The sequence below is a fragment of the Cupriavidus sp. FW216-B1 genome (assembly GCF_058789195.1).
On record NZ_JBYTEL010000011.1, the window covers coordinates 96,649 to 114,879 of the forward strand.

At 63.9% G+C, this 18,231-nt stretch carries 19 protein-coding genes; 1 reads left to right on the forward strand and 18 read right to left on the reverse strand.

What is annotated here, in order from left to right; all coding sequences use genetic code 11:
* Positions 1-3: 3 nt before the first annotated feature.
* The 9 genes from trbL to AC3WXD_RS22035 are packed head-to-tail and all read right to left on the reverse strand — an operon-like array spanning position 4 to position 9,132.
* The gene (gene trbL, locus AC3WXD_RS21995) at positions 4-1,392 is read right to left on the reverse strand and encodes a P-type conjugative transfer protein TrbL (protein ID WP_019043468.1); all 1,389 of its coding nucleotides are present in this window, start codon (positions 1,390-1,392) and stop codon (positions 4-6) included.
* A complete protein-coding gene (locus AC3WXD_RS22000; protein WP_023083100.1) occupies positions 1,389-1,703 on the reverse strand; it encodes a hypothetical protein in 315 nt (104 codons plus the stop codon). Before AC3WXD_RS22000 ends, trbL begins: the two co-directional genes overlap by 4 nt.
* A gap of 12 nt (positions 1,704-1,715) precedes the next feature.
* Positions 1,716-2,459 carry a P-type conjugative transfer protein TrbJ gene (trbJ, locus tag AC3WXD_RS22005; RefSeq protein WP_023083101.1) on the reverse strand — a complete coding sequence of 248 codons (744 nt, stop codon included), beginning with the start codon at positions 2,457-2,459 and terminating at the stop codon, positions 1,716-1,718.
* Positions 2,456-4,906 (reverse strand): conjugal transfer protein TrbE, encoded by a 2,451-nt coding sequence (trbE, locus tag AC3WXD_RS22010; protein WP_019043465.1) that lies wholly within the window; start codon positions 4,904-4,906, stop codon positions 2,456-2,458. The genes trbJ and trbE overlap by 4 nt, the downstream gene beginning before the upstream one ends.
* A 12-nt stretch (positions 4,907-4,918) precedes the next feature.
* On the reverse strand, positions 4,919-5,188 hold the full coding sequence (locus AC3WXD_RS22015) for a VirB3 family type IV secretion system protein (RefSeq protein ID WP_019043464.1): 270 nt from the start codon (positions 5,186-5,188) through the stop codon (positions 4,919-4,921).
* Positions 5,185-5,577, reverse strand: a complete 393-nt coding sequence (locus AC3WXD_RS22020; protein WP_019043463.1) for a TrbC/VirB2 family type IV secretion system protein — start codon at positions 5,575-5,577, stop codon at positions 5,185-5,187. Before AC3WXD_RS22020 ends, AC3WXD_RS22015 begins: the two co-directional genes overlap by 4 nt.
* A complete protein-coding gene (gene trbB / locus AC3WXD_RS22025; RefSeq protein ID WP_019043462.1) occupies positions 5,574-6,644 on the reverse strand; it encodes a P-type conjugative transfer ATPase TrbB in 1,071 nt (356 codons plus the stop codon). The genes AC3WXD_RS22020 and trbB overlap by 4 nt, the downstream gene beginning before the upstream one ends.
* On the reverse strand, positions 6,641-7,129 hold the full coding sequence (locus tag AC3WXD_RS22030; protein ID WP_023083102.1) for a hypothetical protein: 489 nt from the start codon (positions 7,127-7,129) through the stop codon (positions 6,641-6,643). Before AC3WXD_RS22030 ends, trbB begins: the two co-directional genes overlap by 4 nt.
* Positions 7,126-9,132 (reverse strand): conjugal transfer protein TraG, encoded by a 2,007-nt coding sequence (locus tag AC3WXD_RS22035; protein WP_019043460.1) that lies wholly within the window; start codon positions 9,130-9,132, stop codon positions 7,126-7,128. Before AC3WXD_RS22035 ends, AC3WXD_RS22030 begins: the two co-directional genes overlap by 4 nt.
* A gap of 35 nt (positions 9,133-9,167) precedes the next feature.
* On the opposite strand from AC3WXD_RS22035, the gene AC3WXD_RS22040 reads away from it, so the two are divergent.
* Positions 9,168-9,401: a hypothetical protein gene (locus tag AC3WXD_RS22040; RefSeq protein ID WP_127913711.1), complete on the forward strand. Its 234-nt coding sequence runs from the start codon at positions 9,168-9,170 to the stop codon at positions 9,399-9,401.
* Here the strand turns inward: AC3WXD_RS22040 and AC3WXD_RS22045 are convergent.
* From AC3WXD_RS22045 to parA, 9 genes are all read right to left on the reverse strand, one after another.
* Complete coding sequence (locus tag AC3WXD_RS22045) at positions 9,368-9,634, reverse strand: EexN family lipoprotein (RefSeq protein WP_024570447.1); 267 nt, start codon at positions 9,632-9,634, stop codon at positions 9,368-9,370. The two genes, AC3WXD_RS22040 and AC3WXD_RS22045, sit on opposite strands and share 34 nt — an antisense overlap.
* Positions 9,635-9,667: 33 nt before the next feature.
* The gene (locus AC3WXD_RS22050) at positions 9,668-10,579 is read right to left on the reverse strand and encodes a LysR family transcriptional regulator (protein ID WP_023083103.1); all 912 of its coding nucleotides are present in this window, start codon (positions 10,577-10,579) and stop codon (positions 9,668-9,670) included.
* A gap of 241 nt (positions 10,580-10,820) precedes the next feature.
* Complete coding sequence (locus tag AC3WXD_RS22055) at positions 10,821-11,684, reverse strand: universal stress protein (RefSeq protein ID WP_019043457.1); 864 nt, start codon at positions 11,682-11,684, stop codon at positions 10,821-10,823.
* A gap of 14 nt (positions 11,685-11,698) precedes the next feature.
* Positions 11,699-13,177 (reverse strand): SulP family inorganic anion transporter, encoded by a 1,479-nt coding sequence (locus tag AC3WXD_RS22060; RefSeq protein WP_019043456.1) that lies wholly within the window; start codon positions 13,175-13,177, stop codon positions 11,699-11,701.
* Positions 13,178-13,489: 312 nt separating this feature from the next.
* Positions 13,490-15,478: a relaxase/mobilization nuclease and DUF3363 domain-containing protein gene (locus AC3WXD_RS22065; protein WP_019043455.1), complete on the reverse strand. Its 1,989-nt coding sequence runs from the start codon at positions 15,476-15,478 to the stop codon at positions 13,490-13,492.
* Between the two features lie 448 nt (positions 15,479-15,926).
* Positions 15,927-16,526, reverse strand: a complete 600-nt coding sequence (locus AC3WXD_RS22070; RefSeq protein WP_023083105.1) for a S26 family signal peptidase — start codon at positions 16,524-16,526, stop codon at positions 15,927-15,929.
* Positions 16,523-17,080, reverse strand: a complete 558-nt coding sequence (locus AC3WXD_RS22075; protein WP_023083106.1) for a DUF2840 domain-containing protein — start codon at positions 17,078-17,080, stop codon at positions 16,523-16,525. The genes AC3WXD_RS22070 and AC3WXD_RS22075 overlap by 4 nt, the downstream gene beginning before the upstream one ends.
* Complete coding sequence (locus AC3WXD_RS22080) at positions 17,077-17,340, reverse strand: hypothetical protein (RefSeq protein WP_023083107.1); 264 nt, start codon at positions 17,338-17,340, stop codon at positions 17,077-17,079. The genes AC3WXD_RS22075 and AC3WXD_RS22080 overlap by 4 nt, the downstream gene beginning before the upstream one ends.
* Complete coding sequence (parA, locus tag AC3WXD_RS22085) at positions 17,337-17,975, reverse strand: ParA family partition ATPase (RefSeq protein ID WP_021204048.1); 639 nt, start codon at positions 17,973-17,975, stop codon at positions 17,337-17,339. Before parA ends, AC3WXD_RS22080 begins: the two co-directional genes overlap by 4 nt.
* Between the last annotated feature and the right edge of the window lie 256 nt (positions 17,976-18,231).

The window sequence follows — 18,231 nt, forward strand, 5'->3', positions numbered from 1 at the left end:
AAGTCAGCTATCGGAATCCCGCAGGCTCGGGCCTTGGCCCGAACCGCCGCCGTCGCCACCGCGCAGCGTGTGCGCGGCCGTAGTGGTGGCCTGGATGAGTCGTTGGCGGCGTTGCAGGTTTTTGGCCCAACCGGGCTGCTCTTGTTTTTGCGCGTTGGCTGTGTTGCCAGCGGCATCGCCTGCGGCGGCTGGCCCCGCAGTGCCACCGCCTGAGCCGCCATCGGCACCAGAGCCTTGCCAGCCTGCTTTGAATGGCGCTGCAGCCTTGGCCGCTGCTGCCTTGATGCCAGCACCAGCGCGCTGGCCAGCGGCCTGTGCGCCGCCCTTGGCAACACTGCCCAGCCCGGCCATCGCGCCCTTGGCTCCGCCGCCCGCAGCGGCGGAACCGGCCTGGAAAGCCGACTTCGCGCTGCCAGCCGCCGAGGTTGCAGCCCGCGCACCAGACCCGGCGAGCTTGGCGGCAGCCGGTGCCATGCGCGCACCGGCCATCACAGCACCGCCCACGCCGGTGGCTGCGGCACCTACGGCAACCGCCGCGCCTGCGGCACCAATCGCAGCACCAGCCATCGCGCCTGCGCCAAGCTGCGGTGCACCGGATACCAGCCCGGTGGCAATGCCCGGCCCGAAGATCCCCAACGCCAGCAGCGTGAGCGAGGCCAGCATGATGACCACCGCATGGTCGATGGACGGCTCGGCCGGATGCACTTGGAACTCGGCAAACAGGCCCGAGCCGATGCCAACGATGACGGCCAGCACCAGCACCTTGATGCCCGAGGACACCACGTTGCCCAGCACCTTTTCGGCGAGGAACGAGGTCTTGTTCCACAAGGCGAAAGGCACCAGCACGAAGCCCGCCAGCGTGGTCAGCTTGAACTCGATCAACGTGATGAAAAGCTGGATCGCCAGCACGAAGAAGCACAGGATCACCACGGCCCAGGCCAGGAACATGACCACGATGGGCGTCATGTTCACGAACACCTCGGGGAAGCCCGCCATGTCGCTGATCTGCTCAAGAATCGGCGCTGCCGCGTCGATGCCGGTCTTGGCCAGGCGGCCCGGTTGCAGAAATTCGCCCATGCTCATCGTCGAGCCGCTGGCCGTTAGGCCCAGGCCCGCGAACGAGCGGAAGACGATGCTGGCCAGCCAGTTGAAGTTGTTGATGATGTAGGCGAAGGCGCCGACGTAAAGCACCTTGCGCAGCAGTTTTGCGATCAAGTCATCGCCCTGGCCGGTGGCGTGGCTCATCGCCCAGTACAGCCCAGCGATGGTCATGTCGATGACGATCAGCGTGGCGGTCAGGAACGCGACTTCGCCCTGCAGCAGCCCAAAGCCCGAGTCGATGTAGCGCGAGAAGGTAGCGAGGAATCGGTCGATCACTGTCACGTCATTCATGGCACGTCCCCCTCGAAGGGCATGGCGTCCTGGTCACTGATGGGTGTGTCGAAGCTCGGTGGGATCGGCGGCAGATCGGCCAGCGTGTGGAACTCGTCAGGCCCGGTTTCACCGGCGAAGAAGCGCCGCCGGAAGGCTTCAGCCGCAGCCAGGCAAGCGTCTTCGCCTGCCGTAGCCCGGTCGGCTGCACACTGCGCACGCAAAACCTTGAGCCGCGCGGGATTGGCAGCCAAGGCTGCGGCCAGGTCTTCGGTCGGCTGCTGGCTGCAAGCGACCAGCAGCACGGGCAGCAGCAAGGAAACGCATCGCATGGCCGTCTCCCGTCAGTTGCCGTAGAAATCCACGCGCTGCGGCGTGTATGGCGTGCCGTCGCCTAGGAAGCGGCGCGTCACTTCCCGGCCGCGTTCGACAGCCGCTGCTTGGCGTGCCAGTTCCAGCGCGGCGGCGCGTTCCTGCGTGATCTGGAGCTGCTGCGCCTGGATCGACTGCTTGGCCTGCAAGGCCAGAAGCTGATTGGTCGCCTGCATGGCTTGCAGTGCGCCGGTGGCGGACTGACTCTGGCTGACCAGGTCGGACAGCGCGCTTTCGTCTTGCGCCAGGTTCTGCGACACCTGCGCCTGCATCCGCATCGCGGTATGCAGGCCGTTCAAGGTGTTCTTCCAGCGTTCCTGCGCGTCGCGCAGCATCTGGTCGCCGCTGACGGTCGCGGCGTACTGCTCCGGGTACAGCCGGGCGAAGGTGGCATCCATGCTCTGCACGTCGTAGGCCAGGCCGCGAGCCTCGGCGATCAGCCGCTCGGTGGTCGCCAGCGTCGAGCGCAGGCGATTGACGATGTTGAAGTCCAGATTCGTCAGATTGCGCGCCTGGTTCATCAGCATCTGCGCTTCGTTCTGAAGCTGGTTGATCTGATTATTGATCTGCTCCAGCGTGCGCACGGCGGTCAGCGTGTTCTGCACGAAGTTGGACGGGTCGAACACCGTCAGCGCGGATGCAGGCTGCACGGCCAGCAGCGATGCCGACAGCACGGCGGCGAGCGAGACGGACCGCAAACGGGGTTGGGTTTTCATGGTGAAACCTCCTGGGGTTGAGAAGCGAGGAAGGACGCTGCCGCCGGCGAGGACGGCAGCAGATCAGCGGCCCAATCGAGGCCACGATGACGCAGCCAGGCACCGGCGAAGCCCGGTGTGCCTGCGTCCAGCAGCACGCGATCCATGTCGCGTTGGTCTTGCGGAGTGGATGCCCCGGCGAAGGCCAAAGTTGCTGGCCCCAGGTCGAGGTCGAACAGGCGATTGCCCAGGCGCGATTGGTAGTAGTAGTCACGCTTGGGCTGCGCGGTCGCCACGATCTCGATCTGGCGGCTGTTGAGGCCGAAGCCCTCGTAGATCGTGCGGATCTGAGGCTCGGTCGCCTGTGGGTTAGGGAGAAAAATCCGGCTGGCGCAGCTTTCGATCACTGCCGGTGCAATACTTGAATCCTTGATGTCGGCCAGCGACTGCGTGGCGAAGATGACGCTGACGTTCTTCTTGCGCAGCGTTTTGAGCCACTGGCGGATGCGGGCAGCGAACACCGGATCATCGAGGAACAGCCAGGCTTCATCGAGGATCAACAGCGTGGGCGCGCCGTCGAAGCGTTCATCGAAGCGGGCGAACAGGTAGCCCAGCACGGCCAGCACTGCCGCCTTGCTGTGCATCAGCTCTTCCATCTCGAAGCCCTGCACGCTGCCGGAACCCAGCCGATCAGAATCGGCGTCCAGCAGCTTGCCGTGGGCACCACCCAGCACATAGGGCGCGAGCGCCTGGCGCAGTGCGTTCGATTGCAGCAGCACCGAGAGGCCCGTCAGCGTGCGCTGCTCCACCGGCGCGCCGGCGAGGCTGCCGAGTGCCGACCAGATCGCGGCCTTCTCGTCCGGGCCAATGGAGACACCTTCATGCAGCAGGCGGCCTTCCACCCATTCGGCGGCCCAGGTGCGGTAGCCCTCCTGGTCGATGCGGGCCAATGGCTGGAAAGCAATCGCCCCGTCATTGCCTAGGTCGTAATGCTCGCCGCCCAGCCCGAGGATTGTGGCACGCATGGAGCGGCCCATATCGAAGGCGAAGATGCGCGAGCCGGGATAGCGGCGAAACTGCATCGCCAGCGTAGCGAGCAAGACCGACTTGCCCATGCCGGTCGGCCCGGCGACCAGCGTGTGGCCCACGTCGCCGATGTGCGTGACCAAGCGAAAAGGCGTCGCGCCATCGGTGCGGGTGACGATCAACGGCGGGCCATCCAGATGCGCGTTCTTCTCCGGCCCGGCCCACACCGCTGACAGCGGCATCATGTGCGCCAGGTTCAGCGTCGAGACGATGGGCTGACGCACGTTGGCATAGGCATTGCCAGGGATGGACGACAGCCAGGCATCGACTGCATTGAGGGTCTCGGGGATGGTCACGAAGCCCCGGCCCTGGATGACGCGCTCCACCATGCGCAGCTTCTCGTCGGCTACGGCCGGGTCGGCATCGAGCACCGTCACAGTGACGGTGAGGTAGCCGAAAGCGACTTGATCGCTGCCCAGTTCCTGCAAGGCGGCATCGGCGTCGGCCGCCTTGTTGCTAGCATCGGTATCGACCAGCGGGCTTTCCTGCTGGAAGATCGTTTCGCGCAACAGCGCGACGACGTTCTTGCGTTTGGCAAACCACTGGCGGCGCAGGCGGCCGAGTTCTTTTTCCGCCTCAGCTTTGTCCAGGCACAAAAAGCGCGTGCTCCAGCGGTAGCCAAAGCCCAGGCGGTTGAGGTCGTCCAGAATCCCTGGCCACGTCGAAGTCGGAAAGCCTCGCACCGACACCACGCGCAGGTGCTGGTCGCCCAGCATGGGCGCCAGACCACCGACCAGGGCGCAGTCGGCCAACAGTGCGTCGATATGGAACGGCACGTCGGGCACACCGACGCGGTAGCGCCGCATGGACACCGTGGCGTGCAGGTAGCTCAGTGTCTGGCTGTCATCGAGCCAGGCGATTTCCGGCATCACGCCGTCGAGCAAGTCGAACACGCGATCCGTTTCCGCCACGAAGGCTTCCAGCCGCCCACGCCAGTCCACGCCATCGCCTGGCGGGTTCTCATAGAGCATTTTGGCGGCGCGGGCGCGGGACTCTTCTGGTGGAAGATAGGCAAGTGTGAAGTGATAGGCACTCTCAAAATGCTGGCCGGATTCCTCGAAGGCCGCGCGGCGTTCTTCATCCACCAGCCATGACAACGGCTCCGGGAATTCGGAGCGTGGATAGCCTGCTGCCGGGCGGCGCTCGGCTTCGATGAACAAGGCCCAGCCCGAACCAAGCCGGCGCAGTGCGTTGTTCAGCCGCGCTGATGTAGCTATTAGTTCGCCTTGCGTGGCGCTGTCCAGATCCGGCCCGCGAAAGCGTGCCGTGCGCTGGAACGAGCCATCCTTGTTCAGTACCACGCCCGTCGCGATCAGCCCGGCCCAAGGCAACCAGTCGGCCAAGAGCGCTGGCCGCTGGCGGTATTCGGCAAGGTTCAGCATGTCGGCTTCTCCCTATGCGTCCAGCAGCGGCTTGTGTTTGATGTGCCGGGCGAAGACCTGCATGAACTGCGGATCGACACGCGCCCCCCAAACCGCCAGCGAATGGCCGACGATCCACATCACCACGCCGGGAATCCACAGTTGCAGGCCCAGCCCGACGGCGGCGGCTAGCGTGCCGTTGGCGATCGCTACGGTGCGCGGCGCACCGCCCAGCAGGATCGGCTCGGTCAGTGAGCGATGCAGCGGCACTTCAAACCCCGGAAGATCGGTGGCCGTGCTCATACGACGGCCCCGCCGGAGAAGCTAAAGAACGACAGGAAGAAGCTCGAAGCCGCGAAGGCGATGGACAGGCCGAAGACGATCTGAATCAGCTTGCGGAAGCCACCGCTGGTATCACCGAAGGCCAGCGCCAGGCCCGTCGCAATAATGATGATGACCGCGACGATGCGAGCCACCGGCCCCTGGATCGACTCCAAAATGGATTGCAGCGGGCCTTCCCACGGCATCGAGGAACCGGCCGCCTGCGCGGTTCCGGCCAGGAACAGCAGCAGCGCTGCCAGCAGCAGCCCTTGCCGTGCGGGGCGGGCCAGGCTACGCAGTCGTGCCAGGCTGGACAGGTGGGAAAGCGGATTTACGGAAAAGCGGAAAGCAGGAACGTGCATCTGCGTCATGGCAGTTCTCCAGGTTGGTCAGGGATCGAGGAAGGCGCAGCGGCAGCGGCTGCAAGAGGAACCGGCGGAAGCTCGGAGAACGGTGCTTCCAGCGCATCCGCCAGGCGGTAGCCCTCGCCGTCGAAACCGACGACGCGAGAAATGGTTTCGACGTGGCGCTTGCGTCCACGGCCTGCGATGTGGATCACGACATTGACCGCCTCGGCGATCAGGGCGCGGGGCGGATGCACCGCCACTTCGAGGATCAGTTGTTCCAGGCGCAGCAGCGCACCCAAGGCGGAGCCGGCATGGATGGTGGCGATGCCACCGGGGTGGCCAGTGCCCCAGACCTTCACCAGATCCAGCGCTTCGCCGCCGCGCACTTCGCCGACGATCACGCGATCCGGGCGCAGCCGCATCGTGGCGCGCACCAGCTCTTGCATCGACACCACGCCTGCGCGGGTGCGCAGCGGCACATGGTCACGGGCAGCGCATTGCAGTTCGATGGTGTCTTCGAGCACCAGTACGCGGTCGCCGGTGGCGGCGATCTCGGCCAGCAAGGCATTGGCCAGCGTGGTCTTGCCGGTACTGGTGCCTCCGGCGATTAGGATGTTGTGCCGCTCGCGCACGGCGTGACGCAGAAACTCGGCCTGCCCAGCAGTCAGGATGCCTTCGGCCACATAGCGATCCAGACCGATGATGCTCACGGCACGCTTGCGCAGCGCAAAGGCCGGGCCAGGTGCAGCGGGCGGCAAGATGCCCTCGAAGCGTTCGCCCGTCTCCGGCAGCTCGGCAGTCAAGAGCGGTTGGCCGCGATGTACCTCCGCACCGACGTGGGCGGCCACCAGGCGGATGATGCGTTCGCCATCGGCCTCGGGCAGTTCGACGCCGAGCGGCGCACGGCCAGAGGACAGCCGATCCACCCACAATGTCCGGTCGGGGTTAAGCATCACCTCCACAACGTCCGGGTCTTCCAGCGCAGCAGCGATCACCGGCCCCATCGCCGTGCGCAGCATCTGGATGCGGCGATCCTGGGACGCCTCAGCGGATGAGCGTGGATCGGGCGGGGTCTGTGGAACGGCACTCATGACGCACGCTCCGCTGTGCGTTGATGGGCTTCGGCCAACGCCGCCGCGTCGTCCATGCGCATGCCGAACTCACGACCTTGGGGGTGCAGTTCTTCCACCACGTCGCGCACCAGGCTGCGGCCACGCATCAGGTGCCGACCCAACTGTTCGACGAACTGCTCGAAACGAGCCTTGCCCTGAGCGCGAGCCGCATCCTGATGGGCTTCGGGCACCGGCGTACTGACGGTCAGGTAGTAGCGGATGAACAGCGCCAGCGTTTCGATCTGGATGTTCTGGTCACGCTCCAGACGCTCGGCCTGCCGCGACAGACGATCCAGCCGCTTGGCGATGGCGGCCTCACGCTGGTCGCCAGCATCGGGCGACAGCCAGGACGCCAAGGCAGCGGCGACGATGCTGGACTTCGAGACGCCTTTCTTCGTGGCTAGCTCGTCCAGGCGCTTGGCGTGCTCGTGCTGAATGAACAGGTTCAATCGGTATTGGCTCATAGGTTGATTCCGTCGTTGGGGTCGAGAGAAGCCAGTCGCGCCGTGCGTTGCAGTGCGGGGTCGAGCTGGTCGGGAAGCACCGGGGGCATGTCGTCGTCATCGAGCAGCGACAGATCGCTGGTCGGGGCGTCCATCTCGGGGGCATAGGCGATGGCTTCCGACAGTTCGGGCTGGCGGCGTGGGCCGCCGTCGTCAGTCGAGCCCAAGGCCTCCAGGTCATCGGCGGATGCCGTGGCCGGTGCCGCAGGAACCGCGGGTATTGCCAGGCCGCTCCAATCGTCAGGTCGTGCAGGCGGTACATCGGCGTAGGGGCCAGCCGTTACTACAGGCGGGGGCAATACCCGTTGTTTGAAATTGGCGTCGGCGAAGTAGCGCAGCTTCTTCGCCTTGATCGGTGCGACGCTGGACACCATCACCACCGCTTCATCGGTCGGTAGTTGCATCACTTCGCCCGGCGTCAGCAGCGGACGTGCGGTTTCCTGGCGTGACACCATCAGGTGCCCCAGCCACGGTGCAAGCCGGTGGCCTGCGTAGTTGCGCTGGGCGCGCAACTCAGTGGCGGTGCCCAAAGTTTCTGAAATACGCTTGGCGGTTCGTTCGTCGTTGGTGGCGAAGGTCACGCGCACATGGCAGTTGTCCAGAATCGAATGGTTCTGCCCGTACGCCTTGTCGATCTGGTTGAGCGACTGCGCGATCAGAAAGCTGCGGATGCCGTAGCCCGCCATGAAGGCCAGCGCCGTCTCGAAGAAGTCCAGACGGCCAAGCGCCGGGAACTCATCGAGCATCAGCAGCAGCTTGTGCCGGCGCTCGATACCGTCACTGCCATCGAGCGATTCGGTGAGCCGCCGGCCGATCTGGTTGAGGATCAGCCGGATCAGCGGCTTGGTGCGCGAAATGTCGGAAGGCGGCACTACCAGATACAGCGATACCGGATACTCTGCTGCGATCAGGTCGCCGATGCGCCAGTCGCAGCGCGAAGTGACTTCCGCCACGGTCGGATCACGGTACAGACCAAGGAACGACATGGCGGTGGACAGCACGCCCGACCGCTCGTTGTCCGACTTGTTGAGCACTTCGCGGGCAGCGGATGCAACGACGGGATGCTGGGCACCGCCCAGGTGCTTGGTCGTCATCATCCGGTGCAAGGTCAGCTCGAACGGGCTGGCCGGATCACTGAGGAAGTTGGCGACGCCGCGCAGCGTCTTGTCTTCCCCCGCGTACAGCACATGCAGGATCGCCCCGACCAGCAGCGCGTGGCTGGTCTTTTCCCAGTGGTTGCGTTTCTCCAGCGCGCCTTCGGGATCGACCAGGATATCGGCGATGTTCTGCACGTCGCGTACCTCATGCGCGCCGCGCCTTACTTCCAGCAGCGGGTTGTAGGCCGCTGAACTGGCATCGGTCGGGTTGAACAGCAGGCAGTGGCTGAATCGACTGCGCCAGCCAGCGGTGATCTGCCAGTTCTCACCCTTTATGTCATGGATGACGGCGGATGCCGGCCAGGACAGCAGCGTCGGCACCACCAGGCCCACGCCCTTGCCGGAGCGCGTCGGCGCAAAGGTCAGGACGTGTTCCGGCCCTTCGTGCCGCAGGTAGTGGCCGTCATGCTGGCCGAGAAAGACGCCAGCAGGCTGCGTCAGCCCGGCCTTGCGAATGTCGGCGGCATCGGCCCAGCGGGCCGAGCCATAGGTCGTCACTTTGCGCGCCTGGCGCGAGCGCCACACCGACATGGCGATGGCGACCGCCACGGCCAGCAGGCCGCTGCTTGCCGCGATCATGCCGCCGGTGTCGAAGACCTGCGGCGCGTAGGCATCGAAGAAGAACCACCACTCGAAAAGCTTCCACGGGTAATAGACCGGCTTGCCGTGGAAGTCGAACCAGGGCGAGCCCAGGCGTAGTTGGTAGCCCAAGGCTGCGGCTGTCCATTGCGTGGCAACCCACACACCGGCGATCACGATGCCGAACACGGCGGCGATCTGCCCGAACAACACACCTTGAGCCTGCATACCTTGGCCTCCGATTTCTCCTGCGCTGATTCCCCGTGGAAAACGCGGCACGAAGGCGTGCCGCAGACGTCAGGATCGGTGTCGGTTCAGTGCCGGTCAAAGACCGTTATCGGCAGCAAGGTGATGCAGAAAGCATGGTTTCATGCAGGGACAAAGCCAATAAAAACGCCGCAGGCATGAGCGCGCTGCGGCGTGTTAAGAAAGAAAAACAGGATATGCGGCAAGCCGCCAACGGTCAGAACTTCGGCGGCGTTTCCGATGGCGTGTAAGGCACCTTGCCGTCGCCGAAGAAGCGCTTGTTCGTCGCTTCGGCCACCCGGTTGCACAGCACGTCGCCCATCGTCGGGCGCTCGGTCTTGCACTGGAGGCGCAGTTCCTTCAAGCGCTCGGGATCGGCGGCCAGCTCTTCGACGGTCGGCACAATAGCTTCCTGGTTCGACGGCTCGGATGGGCCGCAGGCGGTGATTGCAGCAACCAGCAAGAACGGGGCAATCAGCTTCAAAATCATGATCCGACATCCTCTCGCAGATAGGGTTTAAAACGTGGGTTTTTCCGTCCCTTCGGGAGAGTCGATTGCGTGGACGCGCTGTTTGAATCGTGTCACCGATTCGGTGAACTCGTCCTCGCGGTACAGCACATACGTAACGAGCATGGGAGTTCGCCCTGCCAGCGAACGGGCGACTACGCCGGGTTCGCGGCTACCTGTGATATGTGGCGCTCCGGCTAAACCCAAGGCAAAGCCTGCTGCCACTAGCGCCATCATTAGGTCGAAGGACGCAACACGTTCTGCAATCAGCGGTTCCAGGCCTGCTCGCTGAAGCATGCCGTCAACCTGCCGGGCATGCCCTTCGCAAATCGAAGGATCACAAAGCACTAGTGGATGACGCAGAACCTCTTCAAGCGGAATGCGCTTGTACCTGAGCAATGGATGCCGCGCAGGCACTGCCACCATTAACGCATCACGCCACGCCGCCTCGGCTACGATACCTTGGCCGACTTTGTTCCACTGCGCAAACCCAACATCGTATAGATCGTCATGTAGCCCCTTGATCTGTTGAGAAAGCGGCACCTCGAAAAGGCGCAAATCGACTTCGGGTTCCTCCTGCCGACATAGCGCGAGTAACGTCGGTAAACGTGAAGGCGTGATGCCGTCAGACAGAGCGATGCGCAGTTGCCCATGAAAGCCATTGGCCGCTGCCTTAACGCTATCGCGAGCCTGCTGTAAGGCCGTGAAGATGCGAGGAACATGCTCGAGGAAAAGCTTCCCTGCCCGTGTCAATCGAGTGCTGCGGCTAGTACGGATGAATAGCTGCTCGCCGACATCAGCTTCTAGTTCTTTAATGGTGCGCGATAACGGCGATTGCTCGATGTGTAGTTTTTCAGCGGCGCGTGCGAAGTGCAGTTCTTCTGCGACGGCCAAGAAGCAGCGTAGATGACGCAATTCCATAGGAATCTCCCTGTCCATAGGCGCGTGGCCACCGCTCACGCGCGCCTTTCAACAAACTCTCGTCATGAACCGCCAATGTGTTGAAAACTTCTAAAAGGACAGGTTGTTATCAGCGGGACAAATCGCCTTATGCAGCGCAGATCAACTAGTTCGCTTCAAACTTCCCATCCAGATGTATTGCCGGTTGACGGTGATCGGTTTGGCTCAAACCTGACAGCCAATTAGTGGCGTTGATCAAGACTTAACGCAGTAGAAGAATTGGAATGTGTGACGAACGCAGTAATTCAGCCGTCTTGCTTCCGAACAGAAGAGCGCGCAGTGGCGAGTGACTGAATGCCCCCATAATGAGCAGGTCAATTTCCTGTTCTTTCACTGCCTTTTCGACCACTGCTCCGGCATCTCCGGGCACTAGCGAAGCGGTCACTTCAGAGCTCGCTCTCGACAGAGTTTGCTTCGCCCATTCAAGCGATTTGGCTTGACCGCCAAATTGATTTCCAGACATCAAAATTCTGATGGGCAAGCCTCGCAGCAAAGGGCTGCTGGACAACATCTCCATGCCACGCCGAATTGCAGTGCCGCCATCAAAAGCGATCATGACGCGCTCAGGAGGCTTGAATTCTTCACTTACAGTAAGAATCGGAAGCTTTAAAGCGCGAATAATGTTTTCGACGTGATGGCCTAGCTCATTTTCGTGCGTTCTGGCCCCTTTGCCTCTTCGCCCCAACGCCAGCAAACGCAAGCCTTGCGCTTGCTCAATTAACGTATCTTCCAGAGAACCGTGGCGCTGTCGCACATCGACACGGGCTGCACCTGCCAAGATTGCGCGTTCGCGCAGTCGGTTCAAAAACAACCGGCCTTGCTCCCTCGCGCTCTTGGCGTGTGCTTCATCTTCTGCAGACAGATGTGCCAACAGACTCTCTTGAGCGTCGATACCGATTGCGCCGCTGTGATCGTCATCCGTTGCCCGCTCGGGATGGCTGTCGATCACGTGCAGAAGCTCCAGCGGAGCATCAATACGGCGTGCCGCCCAGGCAGCGCAGTCGGCCACATGAACCGCGTAGCGTGATTGATCGACGCAAGCAAGCACTTTATTTTCGTTTTTCATGATTTGCTCTCCTCTTAGTGGCCTGCGAGCATGTCCGCTGCGCCGTCCTTGTCGTGAATCCCGAACTTGTCCACCATCGTGGCGCTGGCCTCGTTCAGGCCAGTCACCTCCACTTCCGTACCTTCTCGCCGGAATTTGATGACTACCTTGTCCAAGGCGCTAACCGCAGTGATGTCCCAGAAATGGGCGCGGCCGACGTCAATTCGCACCTTTTCAATGGCTTCCTTGAAGTCGAATGAATTGACGAAGCGTTCGGCCGATGCAAAGAACACTTGGCCGGTAATGGTGTAAACGCGCATGCGGCCTTCGTCCTCCGTGTGCGAGGAGGCATGGAAGATCCGACCGACCTTTTGGGCGAAGAAAAATCCCGAGAGCAGCACACCAACCAGCACGCCTTTGGCCAGATCGTGGGTGCCCACTGTCATAGCGACAGTCGCGAGCATCACCACACTGGAGCTTTTAGGGTGCTCTCGCAAGTTACGGATCGAGGCCCAATTAAAGGTGCCGATGGACACCATGATCATCACAGCGACGAGTGCTGCCATTGGGATACGGGCCACCCAGTCACCGATAAAAACCACCATCAGCAGAAGAAATACGCCAGCGGCCAATGTGGAGAGACGGCCGCGGCCACCGGATTTCACATTGATGACCGACTGACCGATCATCGCGCAACCGGCCATTCCGCCAAGAAAGCCGCTCGCGATATTTGCGACGCCTTGACCTACGCATTCCCGGTTTTTGTTACTGCTCGTGTCGGTGAGGTCATCGACGATGGAAGCCGTCATCATGGATTCCAACAAACCCACTACGGCCAAAGTTGCAGATACTGGGAAGATGATCTGGAGTGTCTCCAAGCTCAACGGGACATCGGGCAGTAGGAACACCGGCAGGTTGTCGGGCAACTGCCCCATATCGCCTACTGTGCGAATGTCGAGGCCGAGTAAGATCGAGACGGCTGTCAGCACCACGATGGCGACAAGCGGCGACGGTATCGCCTTAGTAACGTAAGGGAAGAGGTAAATGATGCCCAGGCCTGCAACCGTCATGGCATAGACGTGCCAGCTTACGTTCGTCAGCTCCGGCAGTTGAGCCATGAAGATCAGAATGGCCAAGGCGTTTACGAAGCCAGTAATAACTGAGCGTGAAACAAATCTCATCAGCGTGCCCAGTTGCAGCCAGCCTGCGATGATCTGGAGTACACCGGTTAAGACGGTGGCAGCGAGCAGGTACTGCAGCCCGTGCTCTTTAACGAGGGTGACCATCAGCAATGCCATCGCGCCTGTGGCTGCCGAGATCATGCCAGGGCGACCGCCAGTGAAAGCTATCACTGTGGCTATGCAGAATGAGGCATACAGGCCGACCTTGGGATCAAGGCCTGCGATAATCGAGAAAGCGATTGCTTCAGGGATAAGGGCAAGCGCTACAACAACGCCTGCTAACAGGTCGCGTCGGACATTGGAGAACCAGTCCTGACGTAAGGATTTCATCATTGATCTATTCCGGTGCAGGCTCGGCCGCAGGCTGGAACGGGACTAGGCGCGAATGCCTCTTTCCGATCCCGGAATAGAGAACAGCCCAAGACTATGGGCTGGCAAACCACAGCCAGTCATACATACAGCCTCGTGCGAGCGAAGATTGAAATTAGGAAACGGCTCGCTGCGAGACTGATAGTTACACTGGTCGATACTCCAATAGTGTTGGCTGTGAATTTGAAAATTGCTCTTGAATTGTAACCTGTCTTTGCGCGTAGCGGCAAGTTGAGAGGCATGACGACCCCATAAAAGCCATCGTCGTGAGGTGGATCACTGGCTTAACCCGCGCTGCCGCGTGAAATGCCAAACCGCCGTATCGCCCCGGACTGTCGCAGCAAGTTGCTGTCCTAGTCGCCGCTCAATCACAGGCTTCCACGGCACCAAGTTGAACCCGATCCCGTCATCGAGCACCGCGTAGCGCCCGCTGGCAAGCATGACGGATCGGCGGTAGATACCTGCTACACGTTGCCCGTCTGTGGTCGGGCGGTGCTCCAGGCCGGTTTCGGCGGCAATGTCCTTGGCGACCTGCGCCAGTTCTCGATTGCGCAGCGTGCCCAGCAGATTCCGGGCGAGGATCACATGCTGTCCCCGCCGCTCGGCCAGCCCCTGTTCTTCAAGGAAGTCGGCGCGCTGCTGCATGGCTTGCTTGGCGTCACCGCCAAAGCCCGAGTCGCCCAGCCCCTTGCCGCCACCGATCAGTTGTTGGTCGAGCCAAGTGGCGCCAATCACGCGTGCCTGCCGCTCAATCGGCAGATGAGATTTCAGCTCTACGGCCACGCCGCCCAGCCGTTGCGAGTCGTACTGGCGGCCACGTTCGGCCAGGTCGTCCGGCACCCTCCATAAGCCATCGGCCACGCGCTCCACGATGCCGGCCCGGCGCAGGGCTTCCAGCCGGCGGACGTGGGCCGCGACGACCTCCTGCGGGTCGCGGCCGGGCTCAGCTCGGCCTTGCTCGATCGCCAGGTGATGATCGGTGCGGTAGAGGCCATCGCTCGCCAACGCGGCGATGTTCCTGTCGGCCGCCCGCACCACGGCGGAACCGCGTACCTCCACCACGGCTCCGGTGGGATAGTTCGCCAGCTCGTCGCGGGTGTTCAACGCGACGTAGTGGGCCTTGCCGTCCACGCCGTCGATGACCAGATAGCCGCGGTCGTGCAACTCGTCGGCCAGCCCCTTGGCGGCCACGCGGCCGATGACGGTGCGGCCGTCGTCGCCGGGCTCGAACACCGCCAGCTCGCGCGGCTGGCCGCTCATGGCCCGCTGCATGGTGCGGATGATGTCGCCGCGCTCGCCCAGGGCGCGCAAGGTCTTCTCGGCATCCGCATGGACGGCCCAGGTGCCGGGCTGCGTCTCGTCGGCCAGGCCCATGCGCTGCAAGCGTTGCAGGCGGCCGATCAACAGCAGGCGCTGGCGTTGCAGCTTTGGTTCATTGAAGCGTTCGATCTGCACCCGGCCATCCTCGCCGGCCTCGCGTTGCAGCGTGCAGTCGAGGCTCGTCCACCGCTCTTGTTCCACCTCGCGCTGCAAGGTCTGCTGGATCTCCAGTTCAGTGCGCGGCCCCAGCCATTCCGTCGCCAGCTCGGCGGCCCGGTGGCGGAAGCCGTGGGCGATGTAGTCGCCCGCGATGATGAGGTCTTTGCCGGTGTCGTCGCGTCCGCGCACGATCAGGTGGGTGTGCGGGTTGTCGGTGTTCCAGTGATCCACCGCCACCCAATCCAGCCGCGTGCCCAAGTCAGCTTCCATGCGGTTCACCAGATGCCGCGTGTAGGTGCGCAGGTCGTCCAGTTCGGCGCCATCCTCGGGCGAGACGATGAAGCGGAAATGGTGCCGGTCATCGGCACAGCGTTCCTTCAAGGCTTCAAGGTCGGCATCGTCGGCCTGCGCCCCGTAGGCCAGACCCGGCTCGCCATCGCGGCCCGCACCGTCGCGCTCGATGTAGCGCAGGTGCTTGGCGAGTGACTGCGGGCTGGCCCGTTGGTGATTGACCAGCAGCGTCTTGATGGTCACGCGCCGCGACATGGGCGTCAGCTTCGCCCCGGCGAAACGCGCCGCCGTGTGGCCGCGCCCCAGGCGCGAGCCGGGCCGCTGGCCTGCGCGCTGGCCGCCGGACACGGCGGAATGGCGTATCGAGGACTTGCCGCCGCTGGCCTTGCCCGCCTGCTTGAGCACCTTGGAAACGAAGCTCTGGCCCTGGCCCTTGCCCCGGTTCTTCGGGGCGCTGGGACGCACGCGGAAATCGTCGTCGCGGTGGTCGGTCATGGATGCGCTCCCCGCAAGCTACGGCGTGTCCTGTCGTGCAAAGCACGCGGACATGCCTGCGTTGGCGCGGGCCTCGCGCCCCACGCGGCACGGTGGCGAAGCCGCTCCGTGCCGCGCCACCCCCATGTGCAGACAGGCTTTGGGCGCGGCCCGGTGCCGCGTCCTTTTGTCTTGCCTTCCGCCTTTGCCCTTCGCTGTCGCTCCGGGCGTCGGCGGCCCGGCGGCGCTGTGCTGCTTGCAACCCGCCCGCCGGCGAACGCGCCAATGGCCGCAGGCCGGGCGCGTTCGAGGCAAGACGCCTGCACGTTGGACGGCTGCGCCGGATGTTGCGCGAGGCGCGGCGCGGATGCGCCCGCGCTGCACGCGCGACGACACGGCGGCAGCCACCGGAACGACATGCCCGATGGCACGATGAGATGCACGGCAACGTGCAGCGAATCGGCGGCCATCATGGGCGTGTCTCCAGCCAGACCGGATACGCGACGCCGATCACGGCGGATGCGCTGACTGGCCCGAAATAGCGGCTGTCGAACGACGCTGGATTGGTCACGCTCAACAGGAACAGCTCGCCCGATTCGAGGCGGCGGCAAAGCTGCAAGGATGGCAGCGGCCGGCCCAGCCGGTCGGCAGGCAGCGCGGCGACCGCAGGCACGCCGTCGATGCGAACCTGCCCGGCAACGATGCAAACGTGTTGCGGCGCGACCGCGCCCACACGTTTGAGCAGCGGCACGCGCGTCGGCAGGTAGCCGCGCTGCGCAGCCAGCGTGGCGGCCCTGTCGGGCAGCCGCACCAGCACGATGCTGTCCACGGACAACGGACGTGGCAGCGAGGCGGTACGCGGGTCGAACGGTTCGATGCGATACCAGCCGACCGCCACGCTGTCGGACGGGTTGTAGGTCAGACGCGGCAGTGGCGACACGAAAGCCGCCCAGGCCAGCGCAGCGAGGCCGACGGCGGCGAAGGCCGCCAGCACGATGCGAGCACGCAGGCGCGAGCGAGGATGCGGCGCGGCTTCGTGCGTGCATGTGGTGTTGGATTGGGTCGTCATGGCAGCGCCTTTCCAGCGAGCCAGGCGGCGTGCCGTTCGGCGGTGTATTCGGGCAGCGCCAGGCGGGCCGCCAGACGGTTGCCCAGCGTGCGCCAGTACGCGGGCGACACGTCGATGGCGGCGATACCCTGCGCGTCGATGTTGTCGATGCGTTCCAGCGCGGCACGCACTGCGTTTTCGCCTTCGGCGTGCAGCAGCAGGCGTGCGCCCGGCCGCACGCCAGGGATGCGCTGCATGTCGTCCAGCGGCGTGGCGGCTTGCATCACCATGAGCTGCCAGCGGATCGTGCCGTAGTCGTTTGCTTCCCAGCGCACGCGGCAGAACATTGCACGCGGCAGGAACACCGCGCAGCGCCGCCAGCGGTCGAGCCGCAACGTGCGCGCCGGTTCGCCGAAACGCAGGTAGAGCTTGAAGCGCGGTTCGATGTAGGCGAGCGATACGCGAGTCAGCGGCACGCTGCCGGCCTGGCCGGCGAGCGTCGAAAGCGAAGGCGGCGGCGCAGCAGCCGGTGCAGCCGTCGCCGCGTGAGCGGCAGGCAAGGCGGATGCATTCATGGCAGGTTCTCCGGGCGCTTGTCGGGGAACGCCCGTTCCAGCAAGCCGCGCAGCAACTCGGCCACGGTCACGCCCTGGCCGAAGGCGGCGATCTTGATGCGTGCACGTAGCGCGGGCGTCACGTCGAGCGTCAGGCGGGCCGTATAAAGGTCGCCCTTGTTGAGCGCATCGGCATCGCCCTGGCGAATCCACGCCTCGGCGTGCGGATTCGCGGGCGGACGTGCGCCGATGCCGACGCGCTTGCTGCGCGGGCTGCTCATGTCGGCCACCGCAGCAGTTCATCGGTGAGCACGGCGATCTCGCGGGCGGCGGCGCTGTCGGGCGCCGTCTCGCGGGCGAGCCGGCCAGCGGCCACGCTGTCGGCGAAGACGATGCGCTGGCGCACTTCGCTGCGCAGCGCCGGCAGCGGCTGTTCGGCCAGCGATTGCCGCGCTTCCCTGCCGATGATGGTGGTGCTGACGCGCCGGTTGATGACGAAGGCCGCGTGCAGCGCAGGCCGGAACACCTGCGCTTCGCGGATCAGCGCCACCATCTCGGCGCTGGCCCACAGGTCATACGGACTGGGCTGCACGGGAATCAGCACGCGCTCGGCCGCCAGCAGCGCGGAACGCGCCAATGCGGCGATGCGCGGCGGGCCGTCGATGATGACGTGATCGGCGCGGCGGGCCAGCTCCGGCGCTTCCTGATGCAGCGTCTCGCGGGCGAGGCCCACGGTGCTGAACAGCCGGGGCAAGCCCTGCTGGCTTCTGCGCTGCGTCCAGTCCAGTGAGGAACCCTGCGGGTCGGCATCCAGCAGGATGACGTGCAGACCGCGCATCGCCAGTTCGCCCGCGATGTGCGTGGCGAGCGTGGTCTTGCCGACGCCGCCTTTCTGATTGAGAAGCGCGAAGATCATGACGCGGCCTCCCATGCTGGAAAGCGGGGATTCACCTGCCCTGCAAAACGCTGTTCGCTGTGCCGTTTGGCGGTTGTCCACCGAAACGGTGCGCTTCTACTAAAAGTTAGAGATTTATAGTTAGGTAAGTTAGAGAGGCCGAAAACCCGCGCCATTACTGGCTTTGCGGCGTTTTCGTACTCCTGATAGCACGATAGGCGTACTCCCGATAGCACGATACCGGGTACTCCTGATAGCACGAGGCCGTCCACAGCTT